This is a genomic window from Algorimicrobium algoritergicola (genome assembly GCF_008086165.1).
Lineage (GTDB): Bacteria > Bacteroidota > Bacteroidia > Flavobacteriales > Flavobacteriaceae > Algorimicrobium > Algorimicrobium algoritergicola.
The window spans coordinates 72,082-88,326 of sequence record NZ_VSKL01000004.1 but is presented as its reverse complement, the minus strand read 5'-3'; the positions used below and the strand labels follow the sequence as shown (position 1 = coordinate 88,326).

At 32.9% G+C, this 16,245-nt stretch carries 11 protein-coding genes; 8 read left to right on the top strand and 3 right to left on the bottom strand.

What is annotated here, in order from left to right:
- Nucleotides 1-125 precede the first annotated feature (125 nt).
- From ES675_RS11040 to ES675_RS11005, 8 genes are all read left to right on the top strand, one after another.
- Nucleotides 126-1,226, top strand: a complete 1,101-nt coding sequence (locus tag ES675_RS11040) for a sensor histidine kinase (protein WP_066253306.1) — start codon at nucleotides 126-128, stop codon at nucleotides 1,224-1,226.
- A gap of 3 nt (nucleotides 1,227-1,229) precedes the next feature.
- The gene (locus ES675_RS11035) at nucleotides 1,230-2,558 is read left to right on the top strand and encodes a sigma-54-dependent transcriptional regulator (RefSeq protein WP_066253309.1); all 1,329 of its coding nucleotides are present in this window, start codon (nucleotides 1,230-1,232) and stop codon (nucleotides 2,556-2,558) included.
- Between the two features lie 399 nt (nucleotides 2,559-2,957).
- Entirely contained in the window at nucleotides 2,958-4,253 is a 1,296-nt protein-coding gene (locus ES675_RS11030) for a Glu/Leu/Phe/Val family dehydrogenase (protein WP_066253311.1), read from the top strand.
- A gap of 16 nt (nucleotides 4,254-4,269) precedes the next feature.
- On the top strand, nucleotides 4,270-4,683 hold the full coding sequence (locus tag ES675_RS11025) for a GreA/GreB family elongation factor (protein WP_066253314.1): 414 nt from the start codon (nucleotides 4,270-4,272) through the stop codon (nucleotides 4,681-4,683).
- A complete protein-coding gene (locus ES675_RS11020; protein ID WP_066253318.1) occupies nucleotides 4,683-5,060 on the top strand; it encodes a hypothetical protein in 378 nt (125 codons plus the stop codon). Before ES675_RS11025 ends, ES675_RS11020 begins: the two co-directional genes overlap by 1 nt.
- Nucleotides 5,061-5,345: 285 nt before the next feature.
- Nucleotides 5,346-6,887: a trypsin-like peptidase domain-containing protein gene (locus ES675_RS11015; RefSeq protein WP_066253321.1), complete on the top strand. Its 1,542-nt coding sequence runs from the start codon at nucleotides 5,346-5,348 to the stop codon at nucleotides 6,885-6,887.
- 39 nt (nucleotides 6,888-6,926) lie between these two features.
- Nucleotides 6,927-7,829 (top strand): hypothetical protein, encoded by a 903-nt coding sequence (locus tag ES675_RS11010; protein ID WP_066253325.1) that lies wholly within the window; start codon nucleotides 6,927-6,929, stop codon nucleotides 7,827-7,829.
- Nucleotides 7,830-7,852: 23 nt separating this feature from the next.
- A complete protein-coding gene (locus tag ES675_RS11005; protein WP_082985949.1) occupies nucleotides 7,853-11,431 on the top strand; it encodes a caspase family protein in 3,579 nt (1,192 codons plus the stop codon).
- A gap of 68 nt (nucleotides 11,432-11,499) precedes the next feature.
- Here the strand turns inward: ES675_RS11005 and ES675_RS11000 are convergent, their stop codons facing one another.
- The 3 genes from ES675_RS11000 to ES675_RS10990 are packed head-to-tail and all read right to left on the bottom strand — an operon-like array spanning nucleotide 11,500 to nucleotide 16,211.
- Nucleotides 11,500-12,801: a CHAT domain-containing protein gene (locus tag ES675_RS11000; RefSeq protein ID WP_066253332.1), complete on the bottom strand. Its 1,302-nt coding sequence runs from the start codon at nucleotides 12,799-12,801 to the stop codon at nucleotides 11,500-11,502.
- An 11-nt stretch (nucleotides 12,802-12,812) separates the two neighbouring features.
- Nucleotides 12,813-14,786, bottom strand: a complete 1,974-nt coding sequence (locus tag ES675_RS10995) for a caspase family protein (protein WP_066253335.1) — start codon at nucleotides 14,784-14,786, stop codon at nucleotides 12,813-12,815.
- Nucleotides 14,787-14,798: 12 nt separating this feature from the next.
- On the bottom strand, nucleotides 14,799-16,211 hold the full coding sequence (locus ES675_RS10990; RefSeq protein ID WP_148367447.1) for a hypothetical protein: 1,413 nt from the start codon (nucleotides 16,209-16,211) through the stop codon (nucleotides 14,799-14,801).
- Nucleotides 16,212-16,245 lie beyond the last annotated feature (34 nt).

Below are 16,245 nucleotides of genomic sequence, written 5' to 3'. Positions count from 1 at the left end.
TTTATAAATTATTAGGATGCTTGATTTTAATAACTAATTCATTGTTAAATAATCTTAATTGTATGGCGAATCTTGAATCCTATTTTTTAAAAATGTAATTTTACATATCTACCATAAAAAACAATATGTCACAATTAAATACGGCTGAAGATAAATTAAAAGAACGCATAAAAGAATTATCTTGTTTATACACAATCAGTTCGCATATATCCAATTGTGATTTAGATAATTTGGAGCCAACACTTCAAGCTATTGCCTTAAGTTTACAGGAAGCTATTCGGTTTCCAAAAGAAGCTTCTGTGGAGTTAACCGTTGCCGATTTTCATATTGAAGTCGGGCAGCAGTCGGTAGATAAGGTTTTTATGTTATCTGCTATTAAAGAATTTAATATTGCAATCGGCTCCATTAAAGTAGGCTATTCTAAAGCTAAATTTAACGAAAACAGTTTTTTAAATGAAGAAAAACGACTGTTAGCTAAAATTACTTTAGAACTTGGTAATTTGTTTGAACGTAAGCAAATTATAGAAAAGGAAGTCGTGTCTAGACGGCAAGTAGAACGTGCCGATAGGTTGTCTATTCTAGGTGAAATTACAGCCGGAATCGCACATGAGCTCAATACACCATTGGCTAATATTTTAGGCTATTCGGAATTATTAAAAGATCAATTTCACGATCAAAAAGCGGTTTTAAACGATTTAGATAAAATAATGAATAGTGCCATTTATTCGCGAGAAGTGGTCAAAAAATTGATGTTCTTTTCGTGTGATATGCCACACCAAATGGAACTAACTAATATGACACCTATAATAAAAGATGCGATTAGTTTATTGAAACCTAATTTTTCTAAAAAAGATATTACTTGTCATGTAACCATTACCGATGAAAATATTCCTTTCCGAGTAGACGCTATTCAACTCACACAAGTTATCTTTAATTTGGTGATTAATGCTATTTATTTTTCACCGGAAAAAGGTGTTATAAATGTGACTGTTAGCCAAAATGAAAAACAAATTATAATTGAAATTAGCGATGAAGGGCCGGGTATTGATCCAAAAAAAGGAGACAATATTTTCAATCCTTTCTTTACAACAAAACCAGTTGGTGAAGGTTCTGGTTTAGGATTAAGCGTTGTTCACGGTATTGTAAAAAGTCATAAAGGCACCATAAAACATAGACAAAATTCGCCAAAAGGCACTATATTTCATATTAGTTTTCCAAAAAATTAAATTATGTCATTACATCAAGAAAATATATTATTAGTAGATGATGATGTTCATATTTTAGAACTCCTACAACGTCATTTACAAACCTTAAATTATCATACGTTTAAAGCGGTTTCTGTAAAAGAAGCCATGACTATTTTACAGGATGAATCAATAGATTTACTCATAACCGATTTAAAAATGCCAGGTGTTGATGGTTTAGAGTTGGTAAAATATGTATCAGAGCATTTTCCAAATATTCCAAAATTAGTAGTTACAGGTTATCCTTCCGTTGATGGAGCATTAGAGGTTATGAAATCTGGAGCCATGGAATATCTTACCAAACCATTTACCAAAGAAGAACTTAAATTAGCTGTTATAAAAGCGTTTGAAAGTAGACCAAAAAGAGTCACTAGCAAACCAGAGTTGCCAAAAGATTCCAAAAGTTATGGTGAATTAATTGGACAATCAGAAGCCATAAAGAGAGTTACGGAAGTTATAGATCGGGTTAAAGACAATAAGGCCACCATATTTATAAAAGGGGAAAGTGGAACGGGAAAAGAATTAGTAGCACGTTCCATTCATTATTTAGGAAAATATGCGTCGGCTCCTTTTATTGCTGTAAACTGTGGTGCGATTCCTGAAAACCTTTTAGAATCCGAATTATTTGGCTATGTCAAAGGCGCCTTTACGGGAGCTGATGAAAATAGAAATGGTTTTTTTCAGGCCGCAAATAAGGGAACTATTTTTTTAGATGAAATAGGAAATGCCTCATTAGCTACACAATCACGCTTACTTCGCGTACTTCAAGAAAAGGAAGTGACTCGCGTAGGATCTCAAAAAATTGAACCTGTAGATGTTCGTGTTATTGCAGCAACAAACAGCGATTTAAAGGAACTTATTGATAAAGGGCGTTTTCGTGAAGATCTTTATTACCGATTAACGGTTGTTGAAATTGATGTACCAACATTACAAGAACGAAAAGGAGACATTTCGTTATTAACCGATAAGTTTTTGTTTAAATATGGTGTTGAATATAAGGACAAATTAATTTCTATCGCACCAGATGCGCTGGCTGTATTGGAGCGCTATCACTGGCCAGGTAATATTAGGGAGTTAGAAAATGTTATTCAACGTGCTGTGATAATGTGTGACAAGCAAATTACGATTGCTGATTTACCTGAACAATTAAAACATCACATATCATTTCCAGAATATGATAATGAACTGTTACCACTTAAAGAAATTGAAAAAAAATACATATTAAAAGTACTTGAGGCTACTAACAACAATAAATCTCAAGCGGCTAAAATTCTTCAAATTGATAGGAAGACTTTAAGCGAAAAAATAAAATAAGCGAATTTAATTACTGGGTGATTTTTACGCAGTTGGTCAATTTCTCCTCAATATCACTTTAAGAGATTTCAAGCATATTAATTGTAAGTAAATAGTAGTCAGATTATTGTAATTGATTTGTGGTTTGTATTTTTGATTGGCACGCCTATTGCCTATTGGTTCATGGAAATTAAAGACTAGTTTATGAATCATACTATGGAAAGAAGTTTGTGCCAAGATTGTATATTTGTACATACGTGCAACTTAACAACAAATAAAAGTTCTATTTGGTCCTGTAGTGAATATGAACTAGCTAAAACAGACACGAACAAATATTCCAATAATAATAATAATAATAATCAAAAATTCAACCGCGTGTTGAATAATCCCACTGTTGAACTTATCTAAAAAATAAAAAAAATGACTTTAACAAAAGAAGTAAAAAAGAAAAAACAACCTAAACAAGGCATGCTAGAAAATGTTATGAAGCAATTCAATGCTGCTGCAGATATGGTTGAATTGAATCCAAACATTAAAAAAATATTAGCTGTAACGAATAACGAGTTAATTATTCATTTCCCAGTTCGTATGGACAATGGTGAAGTCGAAATTTTTAAAGGTTACCGTGTACAGCACAACAACGCATTAGGACCATACAAAGGCGGATTGCGTTACCATCCAACAATTGATATCGACTCCGTTAAGGCATTAGCTATGTGGATGACATGGAAAACGTCTTTAGCAGGTTTACCTTATGGTGGTGCTAAAGGAGGAATTCAAATGGACCCTAAAAAATATTCTAATACAGAATTAGAGCGTATTACAAGACGTTTTACTTATGCTTTAGGTGAAAATATTGGACCAGAACACGATATTCCAGCTCCAGATGTCAATACAAGTGCACAAACTATGGCTTGGATTGCAGATACGTATATGTCTACAAAAGCGCCATCAGAGCGTTCAAAAAATCAGCACGTAGTTACTGGAAAGCCAGTTGGTTCTGGTGGATTAGAAGGTCGTGATAGAGCAACTGGGTTTGGTGTATTTTTAACGATTAAGTATTGGGCTGAAAGCAAGAAAATAGATTTAAAAGATAAGCGTTTTATTGTTCAAGGTTTTGGAAATGTAGGCTATTGGGCAGCACACTTTTTAGAATTAGAAGGTGCTAAACTAGTTGGTGTTCAAGATGCATTTGGTTCAATTTCAAATACCGAAGGCATTTCAGTAGAAGGTTTATTCGAGTTTATTAAAAATAATAATGGAGCTGTTCAAGGATTCCCAGGATCAACAGAAGTATTGAAGGAAGATTTCTTCGGATTAGACTGTGATATTTGTATTCCTGCAGCTTTAGGAAATCAAATTACGGCTGAAAATGCATCTCAAATTAAAGCATTTTTAATTGCTGAAGGTGCTAATGGACCAACAACTGTTGAGGCAGAAAAAGTATTACAAGAAAAAGGAATAACGGTTATTCCAGATATCTTATGTAATTCTGGTGGTGTTATTGGAAGTTATTTTGAATGGTTACAAAACCGTAATGGTGAACTTTGGGAGCTTGATGAAATACTTGCTAAAATTGATAAAAAGATTAGAGAGGTTTTTAGAAAAGTTTTAAAAACTTCCGAAGAGAAACAAATCGATATGCGATCAGCTGCTTACTTTATAGCAATTGAGCGTATTGAAAAAGCATATATTCAACGTGGAATTTTTCCATAATAAACTTTAATTTAATATGAAATACGGAAGCTTGATATTAGAAAAAAAGGAGTATGTTGTTTTAAAACGCTTATTAAATTTATCTATAAACTATAAAGAAGATACGCGTAAATACTCCGTAAAAAGGCTAGAAACCGAATTGCAGAATGCCGTAATAAGTGATGAGGAATTAGTTCCTCAAGATGTTATTAGGTTTAATTCTGTAATTACTGTGGCAACGGATGATGGTTGGGAAAACACCTTTGAATTGGTAACGCCTAATGATAAAAACTATCAAAACAATAAGGTTTCGGTGTTAACACCAATGGGATCTGCTGTTATGGGTTATGCTCAAGGCGATGTCATTGACTGGGAATTTCCTGGCGGTATCAAAAAGCTCCGTATTGTAAATGTGAAGCAAAATAAATCAAACAAACACTATCAATTATAATGGAATCAAATACCTTTTTTAATCATGATACTGATGAAGAAATAATTCATGTAAAGCGGACACAAGAGCTTGACGTTTGGATTTCTCATTTAAGTTACGTGACCGACGAGAGTGATTGGCTAGCGAAAATAGCATCTAATAAATTGAATGACAAAGCGTTGCGAGATTTGCTTTTGGAGGAATCTGAACAAAACGCAAGCATATTAAACGAGTTATACAATTATAGAACATCTATTGTAAAGTATAATGAATGTGATGATTTAGAATGTGATGTATATTACATTAATTTACATGATACGTATCTATCTAAATATGTGAAACATATTGATAGTTATCGGAAGATTAAGAATGAAGTATATTTAAAAATACTCATGTAGTAATTTTTTAATATTTTAATTTTTGAACAAGCCATACACGCATTAGTGTATGGCTTGTTTTGTTTTAGGCCTGAAACTAAATTATTATAATTATTTCACAGAAAATAAATACTTAAAATTAAGTATTTATGTGTGTTTTGTAGGCTTTTTTTTAAATAAAATTAGGACTTGGAATAATAATTGGTTAATTAGCAATATGCTTACTTGAAAATTTCTGTCCCAACAAATACAGGAGTTTTAATTAAGTTTTCGATAATAACGCTATTTTATCAATACTTACATACCATGAAAACAAAAATCTTTATTTGTTCAGCATTGTTTTGCTGTTCAACGACCCTGTTTGCTCAAGAAAAGAATCAACCCGAACCATTCCAATATCCATTTGGAGAAATTGGTTCCACACCACGAGGCATTTTTGGAAATGATGATAGAAAAGAAGTTAAAGATGCTGATGGCATCAAAGACTTTGTTCGCGCTACAGCAGCAATGGTCTCCAAAGATGTTATTGATGGAAATGAACTTGTTGGTTATACGTTACGCGAAATGCTCACCGACCGTTTTGAAACAGAAAACTTTGATGCCAACGTTCGGTATCTTGATCAACCAACAGTAGCAAATTGTACAGGATTTTTAATTGCGCCAGATGTATTAATTACCGCTGGACATTGTGTGAAAACACTAGAAGATGCCCAAAGATGGATTTGGGTATTTGATTATACAAATGAGCTAAAGTATGATGAATATTACAAGTACATAGAAGTTCCTGAAAATAACATGTATGAGGTGGTTGATGTTTTAGCTTCAGTTTTAGATGATGACACCAATCAAGATTATGCCGTACTAAAACTAGATAGAAAGTCCGAAAGAGCACCTTACCGTTTTAGAACAAGTGGTGAGGTTTCAAAAAATAGTCGGGTTAATACCATAGGAACTCCAACAGGATTACCCTTAAAATTTTCAGAAAATGCCATTGTTGTCAGTAATGAAGAAGAACAGTTTTTTAAAAGTGATATTGATGCATTTCCAGGAAATTCTGGCGGTCCCGTTTTTGACCCTAACGGGTTTATAGAAGGTATTTTGGTTCGTGGAGCCACACAATATAGTAATGGAACGTATTCTGGCGATTATAAATATGATCCAGATTGCGACTGTGTAAAAACTGTTCAATTTTCATCTGCAGAAAATAATGCAGGATGTCAAGCCCATAAAATTCATAAATTACCAGGAGAAATTTTAATTATGGCTGTCTATGAGAATTTAGAATACGCGATAAAAAACGGATTAGCTGATCGTTTTAGCAGTTGGAGTTCGTATTCTTGGATTTATAACCATACTTATACTAATATTCAGGGAAGGCTAGAGCTTCTTGCGGCTCGTAATAAAGAATATGACATGTTACAGTCTATCCTAGCCATGACTAACGATGCATTAAGTCCTGTTGATGGCTATAAACTCATGAAAGAAGCTATTGACTCACAAGACGATAATCTGTTAAAAATTCTTTTAGAGAACTCTATTTATCCAGATGTTACTTATGATAATCTTCCAACACCGATTCAATTAGCCGTTAAAAATAATTTCACAAAAGGCTTTCGTCTTTTATTAGATGCCGGAGCTGATAAAACGGTAAAAGATTCAAATGGAAATAATTTGTTACATCTAGCCGCTCAAATTGGCGATATGGCTTTACTCCAACTGTTAGTTAAACATGGTGTTTTGGTAGATGAAAAAAATTATGAAGGCGATTATCCTGAAAAAACAGCAAAAAACGCCGATTTTAAATCAAATTATAAATATTTAAAAAACGTGCGTAAAGGCAAGTTATAATGTTTATTCACAAGTCAATAATTAATTTATTTCGAAATTATGAAACATATAACATCTATTATTTTAGTCGCAATTCTATTTAGTTCTTGTGGCGCGCATCAACGGTCTCATATTAAGGCAGAGGAAGAATTCGTTGTATCCCTAAAACAACCGGAATCTCGTGGTGGCATGGTAGAAATAGCACTTCAAGGATTATTTATTGGTGCCAAATATCTGGCAGATCAAAGTGCGAAACAATTAACAAGTTCCTACGCACAATCTATTTCTGTAAACAATTATTATAATACCTTTTCTGATAAAATAGAAAAAACCTACCAATCAATCGAAATTTTTAAATATGCCAAACCACAGGTGGTTGAGGAAAAAACAAATATGACTCGGCTAATCACCAGCGATGTTAACGCATTACCAAAAAGCCGTGGAACCGAAGGTGCTTTAGAATTAAAAGATGTGATTCGAGATGAAAAGGATGACCTCTTAAATTTTTATGCGAAAATAGATTTTATAAGTGACCCTGATAATCCTGGAGTAACTCGGATTAGTTTTGATGCTTTGCGTGTGTTTTTTTCAAAAACGAAGGTATTCACCGATGAAAATTTAAACGCACGTATTTCTATTTCAATTGAAGGACAATGGCGTAGTACAGACGGATCACCAATGAAAAAGATTTTGATAGAGCAGGAGTACGATTTTAAAAATCTAAAGTATGGTGCTGACAATCAAATTACAAAACCAATATTGTCTCCTTGGTATTATGACATTCCTATCACCTCTGAAATAGCAAATAATAGCACGTATGGTGTTTTAAAAGTAAATGTTCAGTTGGAGGAATATGAAGGTAACAAGAGTAAATATATTAATCAGCTACCAAGTATATTAAGTAAAAACAAAGATGCTATTGTAAAAGATGGCGCTTCTACAATTATGAAAATTACCAAATAGAACGTCACGCAAATAATTCCGTTATGACCATAAAAAGCCACGTATTAGTTATTCTATTTACTGTTTCTAGTTTGTTTCTTTATGGGCAGAATGCAAAAGCAATCTTACAGAAAACTTCAGCTACTCAAAATTTATATATAAGTCCAGATGACAAGCATTTTATGACCTATATAGGTGATATTCAGTCTAATGGCGGGATTACTGTGATGTTATGGGATTATCAATCAAAAATTATGATTGCCGAGCGTTGGTTCGATTCTGAAAATGGTCCTGGTTCGGGTAAAATAAACTTATTAAATCACGGTAAATTTATTATTAGCACTAATCATAGTTTATTGAAAGTCGATCTTTTAAACAATAAGACTGATACGGTTTTCACAACAGTTTATCCCGAGTATATTCACGCGAAAGCAGTGGTGAATGATTCCCTTTTAATAGTATCAACAAAAATTTATCCAGACAAGGAAAATGGTTTAATTTATGATATTACCAATAACTCCAAATTGTATCTATATAATTTGAATACAAAAACAATAGTCTATCAAAATGCTTATGAGTTTGAAATTCCTTATATAACCTATTCCGTAAAAAATAATCAGTTTCTTATTTCGAATAATAAAGGCGACGTTTTGTTACTGGAAAATAATTTAGAAACACAACAAGAAATTAACTTCTTTAGAAAGAAGCCTGCACGATTTTTACATCTGACAGCTGATGGTTATTTATTCGCGAATTCAGCCTTATCTATGGATAAAAATGAATACGAAATGGATATAGGAGAGGGAGTTATAGTTATTAAACATCTTAAAAAACCTAAATTTGAAAAGGAAATTAGTTTTCAAGAACAAGAGCCTGCTGAACAAAATGATCCCTACGCTCTAAAATTGTTACCTTCTAATCTTGTTGATGATATTCAAGTAGATTCTACGGACGAAAGTATTTTTATTAATTATGGATATAGTAAATTAGTTAAAGTAGACTCTAAAAATTTAACAATAACTGATATTAGTCCAAAAGATTTTAAAGGTGCCATTGGGAAAATTATATTAAATCAGAAATCTAAAGAACTATTCGTTTCTTATGGCGAGCAAAAGTTTATTGCATCATATGATAATTTGGCAATTTATAATTATAACTCTAGAAAATTCACCTATGAATTTAGTGAGATTCAAGGACCATTATTAAATTTTAAAACACTGATTAAAGTATCCGATCAGTATGTTTTTGGCTATTCTAAAAAAGAAAACAATCCCTATAATTTAGATAGTTTGAGATTGCTAAATCCTGAAACCAGAAAAACGACAGTTGTAAATTGTGAGTCTTGTTTAATGACAGTTAATCCCGGTTCAGAAACATGGCTTTTTTATAGAAAAGGGTATTATAAAGAAAAAATTATTATTGTTGCTGACCCAACTAAAACGCTATTAAAGAATCCTCAAACAACAATTGATATCAAAAGCTTCAAGGAAATAACAAAAGCGGATTTAAGATTTAAGAATAAAAAGGTATTTCATTTAACAGCATTAGAGACGGGTTTTAGTATCCAAGGTGTTTATCATTATTTTCCTAATTCCGAGTATTTTCTAGTCAATATGAGACATAAAGAAAAGGTGTTTTATGCCATTATTGATAACACAGGAAAAACTATCAAGCAATTTAAATCGGAATATGATTTAAAGTGGGATGTCTCCAATTCGGGTGAGTTTTTTGCAATATCTGATGGCGATTCTGGTAAATGGCAAAATACCATATCTGTTTTCAATACGAATAGTTGGGAATTATTGTGGACGCATACCATCAAACAATTATACTTTTCAGCTGTTCGGTTTAACATGGAAGGAACCAAATTATACTTTAAGGAAACCAGTCAATCGGAAACTGATGATGAAATTCTTCAACTGAAAGAAGTTCCAATTAAATTAGGTGTTCAGGCAATTAAAACCGTTCATTCGGGTGCATACTATCATGATTTTATCGTGGAAGGCCAAATGCTTTATTTATATTCAACAGATTACCTGAAACAAATAGATTTAATCACCAATACCGTGGTTTGGCAATCAAGAGCGTCATCTACGTCATCCAAACCAGCTTTATTTCCAGATTTAAAAAAGATAGTTATGGATGGTGGCGATTATTTAGCGTTTTTTGACACAAGTTCAGATCAGGTTGTTCAATATTACTTTTTTGATGACGATAATCAGATGGCTATTAATCAATCGGGTTATTACATGAGTTCGTCGGGACTAAACAGTAATCAGTTTGGTTTTTTAATAGGAGAAAATGGCTATCCATTTACACAGTTTGATATGATCTTTAATCGTCCTGATATTGTATTAGGTCAGATGGATGTGTTACCTAAAGATGTTTTAAGTCTTTATAAAAGAGCATATGAAAAGCGTTTGGTAAATTCACCAGTTAAAGTAGATGTGGAGGCTTTAAATAAAAATGAAATACCTCAAATAAATTTATTAACTAAAAATTTATCATTCACTTCTAAAACCAGAGATTATGAAATTAAAGCTTCTTTTATTGATGAAAAACATGCCTTAAATTCCTGGGATATTTGGGTGAATGGCGTGCCAGTTTTTGGTCAACAAGGTCAGATTATTGAGGGGAAATTACATGATTTTCAAGCTGAACAAGTCATTACCTTATCTCAAGGGAATAATACCATTCAAATATCGTGTACGAATAATAAAGGATTACAATCTCTAAAACTAACGCAATCCGTATTTTTTGATGGTCAATCTGAAAAACCTAAAACCTATTTTATCGGAATTGGTGTGTCCAAATATCAAGATAGTACTTACAATCTTTCTTATGCAAAAAAGGATGCACTGGATTTAGAGCATATGTTTAAAACAGCATCTGAATCGGTGGAAACATTTTTGTATTTGGATGAAAACGCTACCAAAGCCAATATTTTAAAACTTAAAGAAACCTTACAAAAAACATCAGTTGACGATACCGTAATATTAAGTTTTAGTGGTCACGGACTTCTAGCTGAAAATCAAGATTTCTATTGTGCTACTTATGATATTGATTTTGAAAACCCAGAACAAAACGGATTAAATTACACGGATTTAGAATGGTTATTAGATGGGATTCCGAGTAGAAAAAAACTCGTTTTTATTGATGCCTGTCATTCGGGTACATTAGATCAAGATGATGAGGAATTGGTGGTTGAAAATCCAACAATTGAAGGTGAAACCGTTCAGTTAACAGAAACAGCAGCAGCTTATAATACAAAAGGTGCTATTGGAACAAGTACAATTGCAGTACCATTAGAAACGAGTTATACCTTAATGCAATCTCTATTTGCCGATTTATCTCGTGGAAATGGAGCCGTAGTCATTTCAGCATCAGGAGGAAAAGAATATGCTCTAGAAAATAGCGATTGGAAAAATGGTGCGTTTACCTTTGCGGTTCGGGAAGGTATTGAAAATCGTAAAGCTGATTTAGATGCTAACGGAACAATTACAGTTTACGAACTTAAAGAATACGTTTCTAAAACGGTCGAAAAACTTACAAATGGTTTACAAAAACCAACATCTAGACAAGAGAATCTTGAAAATGACTTTGAGGTTGTTAGTGGGTTTTAGATTTAGTATGAATCAAGATATGTAATTGGATAAAACATAAATTTAAATCTTCTTTACATTATAAATTTTTAGTATGGTACGCCAAAAATTGAAAAGGCAGCCCAATATTTTGGATCATTGTTAACTTCTGATTTATATTTCAAAATAGCTTGTCGTAAAGCTTCATGTGGTTGTAAACGCCCACTTTGATTCAGAAAATCGAAGAAAAATCCCATAAGGGTTGCTGTTTCCTTATCATTAATACTCCACAAACTCATTAATACATGATTGGCACCAGCAATTTGAAATGATCTAGCCATTCCAATGATGCCACCATCATGCGATGCGCCAATTCCTGTTTGGCAAGCACTTAATACCACCAAGTCGGCTTGAAGCATGCATTTTTGCCGCAAATTCATAATTTCTTTTGCAGTTAAAAATGCGGTGTTGTTTTCGCCTTCAGCTAAAACCAAAAAACTATTATCTAGTGGATTTGTTGCATCTGAAATACCATGTGTTGCAAAATATAATAAATCATAATTACAAATATTATCCATTACCGCGTGCTTTGTTGCGTTTTCAGCCGTAAGTATCGTAAAAGTCTCTTGTTGCAAAGACCTGGTAATATAATTGATTTCTTCTACGGTTCCAGGTAAATCTGGAAATTGCCAATCCGTAGTTTTAGGGTATTTAGGGTTTGCCACAAATAGAGCATTTGTCCAATTATAACCATCGTTATTTGATTGAGCATCGTTATAATTAATGTTCGTTGATACCATAAATTCAAAAAGACTAGGCGCTATGGAAAAACTCATTTTATCAATTAAAAATGTTTCTCCCATTTTAAATGCAGCGAATGGTAAGGTTGATAAATTAAGCGTTGGAACAATAATAAGATGATCGTAATCTTCTAACTGCCATTCGTTTGGCAATAGTATAGTATTTAAATTTCTGTATGCTTTTTCAGTAACCTTCGTGCTTTTTTTAAGATTTGTAGAAATTGAACCTCGAAAGGATGGTATTTGAGAGCTTAAATTTGATGAAAACAACTGATTAACATCATTAACTTGTTCTATAATAGTATCTTTTGAAATTGTATGTTTTACTGATTGGAGTATACCTTTTTTGTTTATCAAACTAATAGTAAGTTCGTTGTTTTGATGCGAATATATAATAATACCTACTTCATCTTCGTAACTATTTAAGGCATCAATAAGGTACATTTCATTCACATGACCAGTAAACAACCAATCAGCTGGTGCACCTCTCTTTCCATATAAATCGGTTAGATTCTCTTTATTGTATTGAATAAGGTCATCAATAGTTTGAGCATTAACCACCAAACTCAACAAATAAATAGGTATTAAATATAAACGTTTTGTTATGATCATATTTTAAACCATTAATCAGTTTTTTCTTCCACTATCTCATAAACAAACTCGGTACTATAACCATCCATGTTTCCAGATGTTTCGGTGCCTTCAGATCCACGTGATTGCGAGTAGCTGTTTTTTAGAAAATTTTCTAACGGATTATTACTAGCACTACGTGTGCCTTCTCCACGAGTTTCCACAGTAGATTGAAAATTTATAGGCGAATCTGTTGCAAAGCCCTTTAGAATAAGGCGCTCATAAGGTGGTCCAAACTTATAAATACATTCCTTGAAAATCATTGTTTTTCCGGGTGCTAACTTCCGGTCGTCATCAGTTAAACGACAAGTTCTACTTGGCATAAATGGTGCAATTTCACCTTTGCTGTTAATTTCAATAATGCTAAAGTAAAGTGAACGCTTACTTTTATTGGTTACCTGAAGAAATACATGGTCTACTCCAGGTTTTATCTCTAAAATGCCTTCGGAATTATTGTAGCTATCTTCTGGTAAAAAGTCGCCAACTTCGCCTATTTCAGCAACATATTCCACAGGTAATAGTTTAAAATCGAATTCGTAATCATAATTTTTTAAACTTAATTTTTTCAAATACATGCCTTGTGCATAATTAAACAGTTTATTGTTTAAATCTGCTTCTAAATCGCTACCACGTTGCTTTTCGGTAGCATCAAATGAATCCAAACCTTTGGCGTTATTTAAGGTATAACCGTTTGTGGTTTTTGAAATAACAACATCTGCTTTTAACGTATCACTTACAACAGTTCCTAATCCATTTTTGTCCAAAAACAAAGCGACACTTTTTTTGATTTCGGTATCGGTGTCAGGTTGCATATAGACATTAATAGCAATGTCGCCATAGGTCGGTTTGTCAACAAACACCCAATATTTCTTTTCGTTTCTATCTGCTAATGATTTATCTAATTTAATAAATGATTCATTAAATTTGGCATTACTAATTTCGCCTTTGGCTAATGCTTTACTTGCGTCAACGGTTGTCGTTCCAGCTGGCATGACAAACACGGTGGTTTTATTAAATAAACGTTGTAATTTTCCACCATTAATTTGTATAACGGTAGACGTAGGAATTTTGGTGACTTCAAAATAGGGTTGTTGTTTTACATAGTCACCTTTAAATAATTTGTAGTCAATATCACCTTCAATAGTTGGTTTTTGCTTTGGTGAAATGACATTCATATTGGCCGCAATGTTGGAAAACAATTGGCGATACGTAAAATCACTACCCAATTCGCTCATGGCTTTAGAGAACGCATAGCTTAATGAACCTACACCATCATATTCATAATTAAGTTCGTTTGCCGAAGCTCCAGAAATCATCACAAATGGTGCCGCATTATCACTTACTTTTGTACGCTCCAACATGGCGCTTCCTGCGCTGTCTTCTTGGTCTTTGGCTTTCCAATTTTCAGGAGCAAATGTTGCTTCTCCACCACGTGTTACACCACCACGAGTGGCAGATCCAGAATGGCAGCTATCTAAAATCATTAATAATTGACCGTCTAGACCCAGTGTGTTCCTTAAATTGGTAATAATGCTATTCAATTCATCATCACGTAAATGATTTTCGCCTTTATAATTATGTGTGTATCGCACCCAAGCATCAATAGGAACAAGCGCTTCGTCTTTATCATCAATTTCATCTCCATTATCATCAAAAATTTGCTGTCCATGTCCTGAATAGTGAATCACTACCACGTCACCTGGTTTTAATTGAGATTGTAAAAGTGCTAAAGCATCTAAAATTCCTTGTTTGGTAGCTTGCTCGTTAATAAGTGTTATAATATTCTTATCCAAAAAACCTTGGTTTAATAAGGCACCTTTTATTAATGGTACATCATTTACCGAACTAATTGAGCTCCAGCCAGTGCTTTTAGGATAGTCGCCAACCGCAATAATAAGCGCATGTTTATCAGCAAAACTATATTGAATGGTAATAAAAAACAGGAGTATTAAGCTTAATTTTTTCATGTGAATAGCGTTTTAATTTAAATCGAAAAGACTGAAGGAAATTCCAAAATAATACCCGAAATCGTAGGCGTTTTTTGTGTAATTACTAATATCTATAATATTGGTTGTTTGATCTACCTCAAGACCATTTGTTAGTTTATTCACAGGGCCATAAGCAATTCCTCCAGATAGTGCCAAACGACTTTTACTGCCAAAAAACAGGGATGGACCTAGTAAGAAGTTGATGCCTTTTAAATCTTCAGTAATAGGAATTGATAAACCAAAACTTCCTCCAATATTAAAGTTTTCACCCATTACTGGATAGAAATTTATCATGGTACTCAAGTTTGGTACAAAATAATCATTCACGTCTGCACCAATAACACCATTTTCGTCTATATAAAAATCTTGAGCATTATCACCAAAATTGTTTAATGTTAACGCAACACTCGAGTTTATTTTAAAACCACCTTTTGAGAATAACTTCAAATTCCTAGTTTTTAAGGTGTTTTGCGAATTATCAACATTAGATGATTTTGAAAATTCACTTTGAACAAATTTTAATTCAATATTCACTTTATCTGCTTCAATTAAGTAATCATAAGTTTGTTCAAATGATGAAGCTTCCAAGGTTGCATACAATTCTTCTATTTTATTTAAATCTTCTGAAGTACTTATTGAAGAGGAGTTTAAGGATTTGAGCATGCCTTTTAGGTTTGAATATGCATTATTTTGAGCTACCAATTCGCCACGAGATAATTCGGTGTTTGAAGTTGCTTGTTCATTAATGTCTGTTGCTAAAGCATTTAATTCTGAAGCTAATTCTTGTGAATCTTCTTTAACCACACGCTTCATATTTGATAAAAACACATAAAAATTATCATCTGGATCACTAACACGGGAATCGCTAACTTTTTGTGCAGCATTTTTAACGTTCTTCAAAATAGCATCCTTATCTAAATTTGGATTCAGCAAATTGGACATCAATGTTGATTTAATAGCATCTACATTTGAGGATAGTTTATTAAGTTCGGAAAATTTATTTGAAACGCCAGCACCTCTTGAAGCAACTTTATTGCTAAACATGCTTTCATCAATGGGTAGATTATCCACATTTAAACCAAGATCCCCACCAGAAAATGAACTGATACCACCTAATAACGAACTGAAATTGAATCCACCAGATTCAGAATGAATTGCTTCTTCACTAACATCAGTTTGAATGTCAACAGCAAATGGATTTACATTTTTAAGTTTCATTTCCACTAGACTGTTTCGCTTAAATCTGGGTTTCATTAATGTATCATCTACCTTATTGTACTTATCTAAGTGGTAGTAGGTAATTTCATCTGTAGAATAATCATAGATTACGCGGTATTTTTCTTGAGCATGCGCTATTGAAAAAACGGACAATAGGAGCATCATAACTGATAAAAATGGCTTCATAAATAGTTTAGTTTTATATATGATTTTTAAGGTG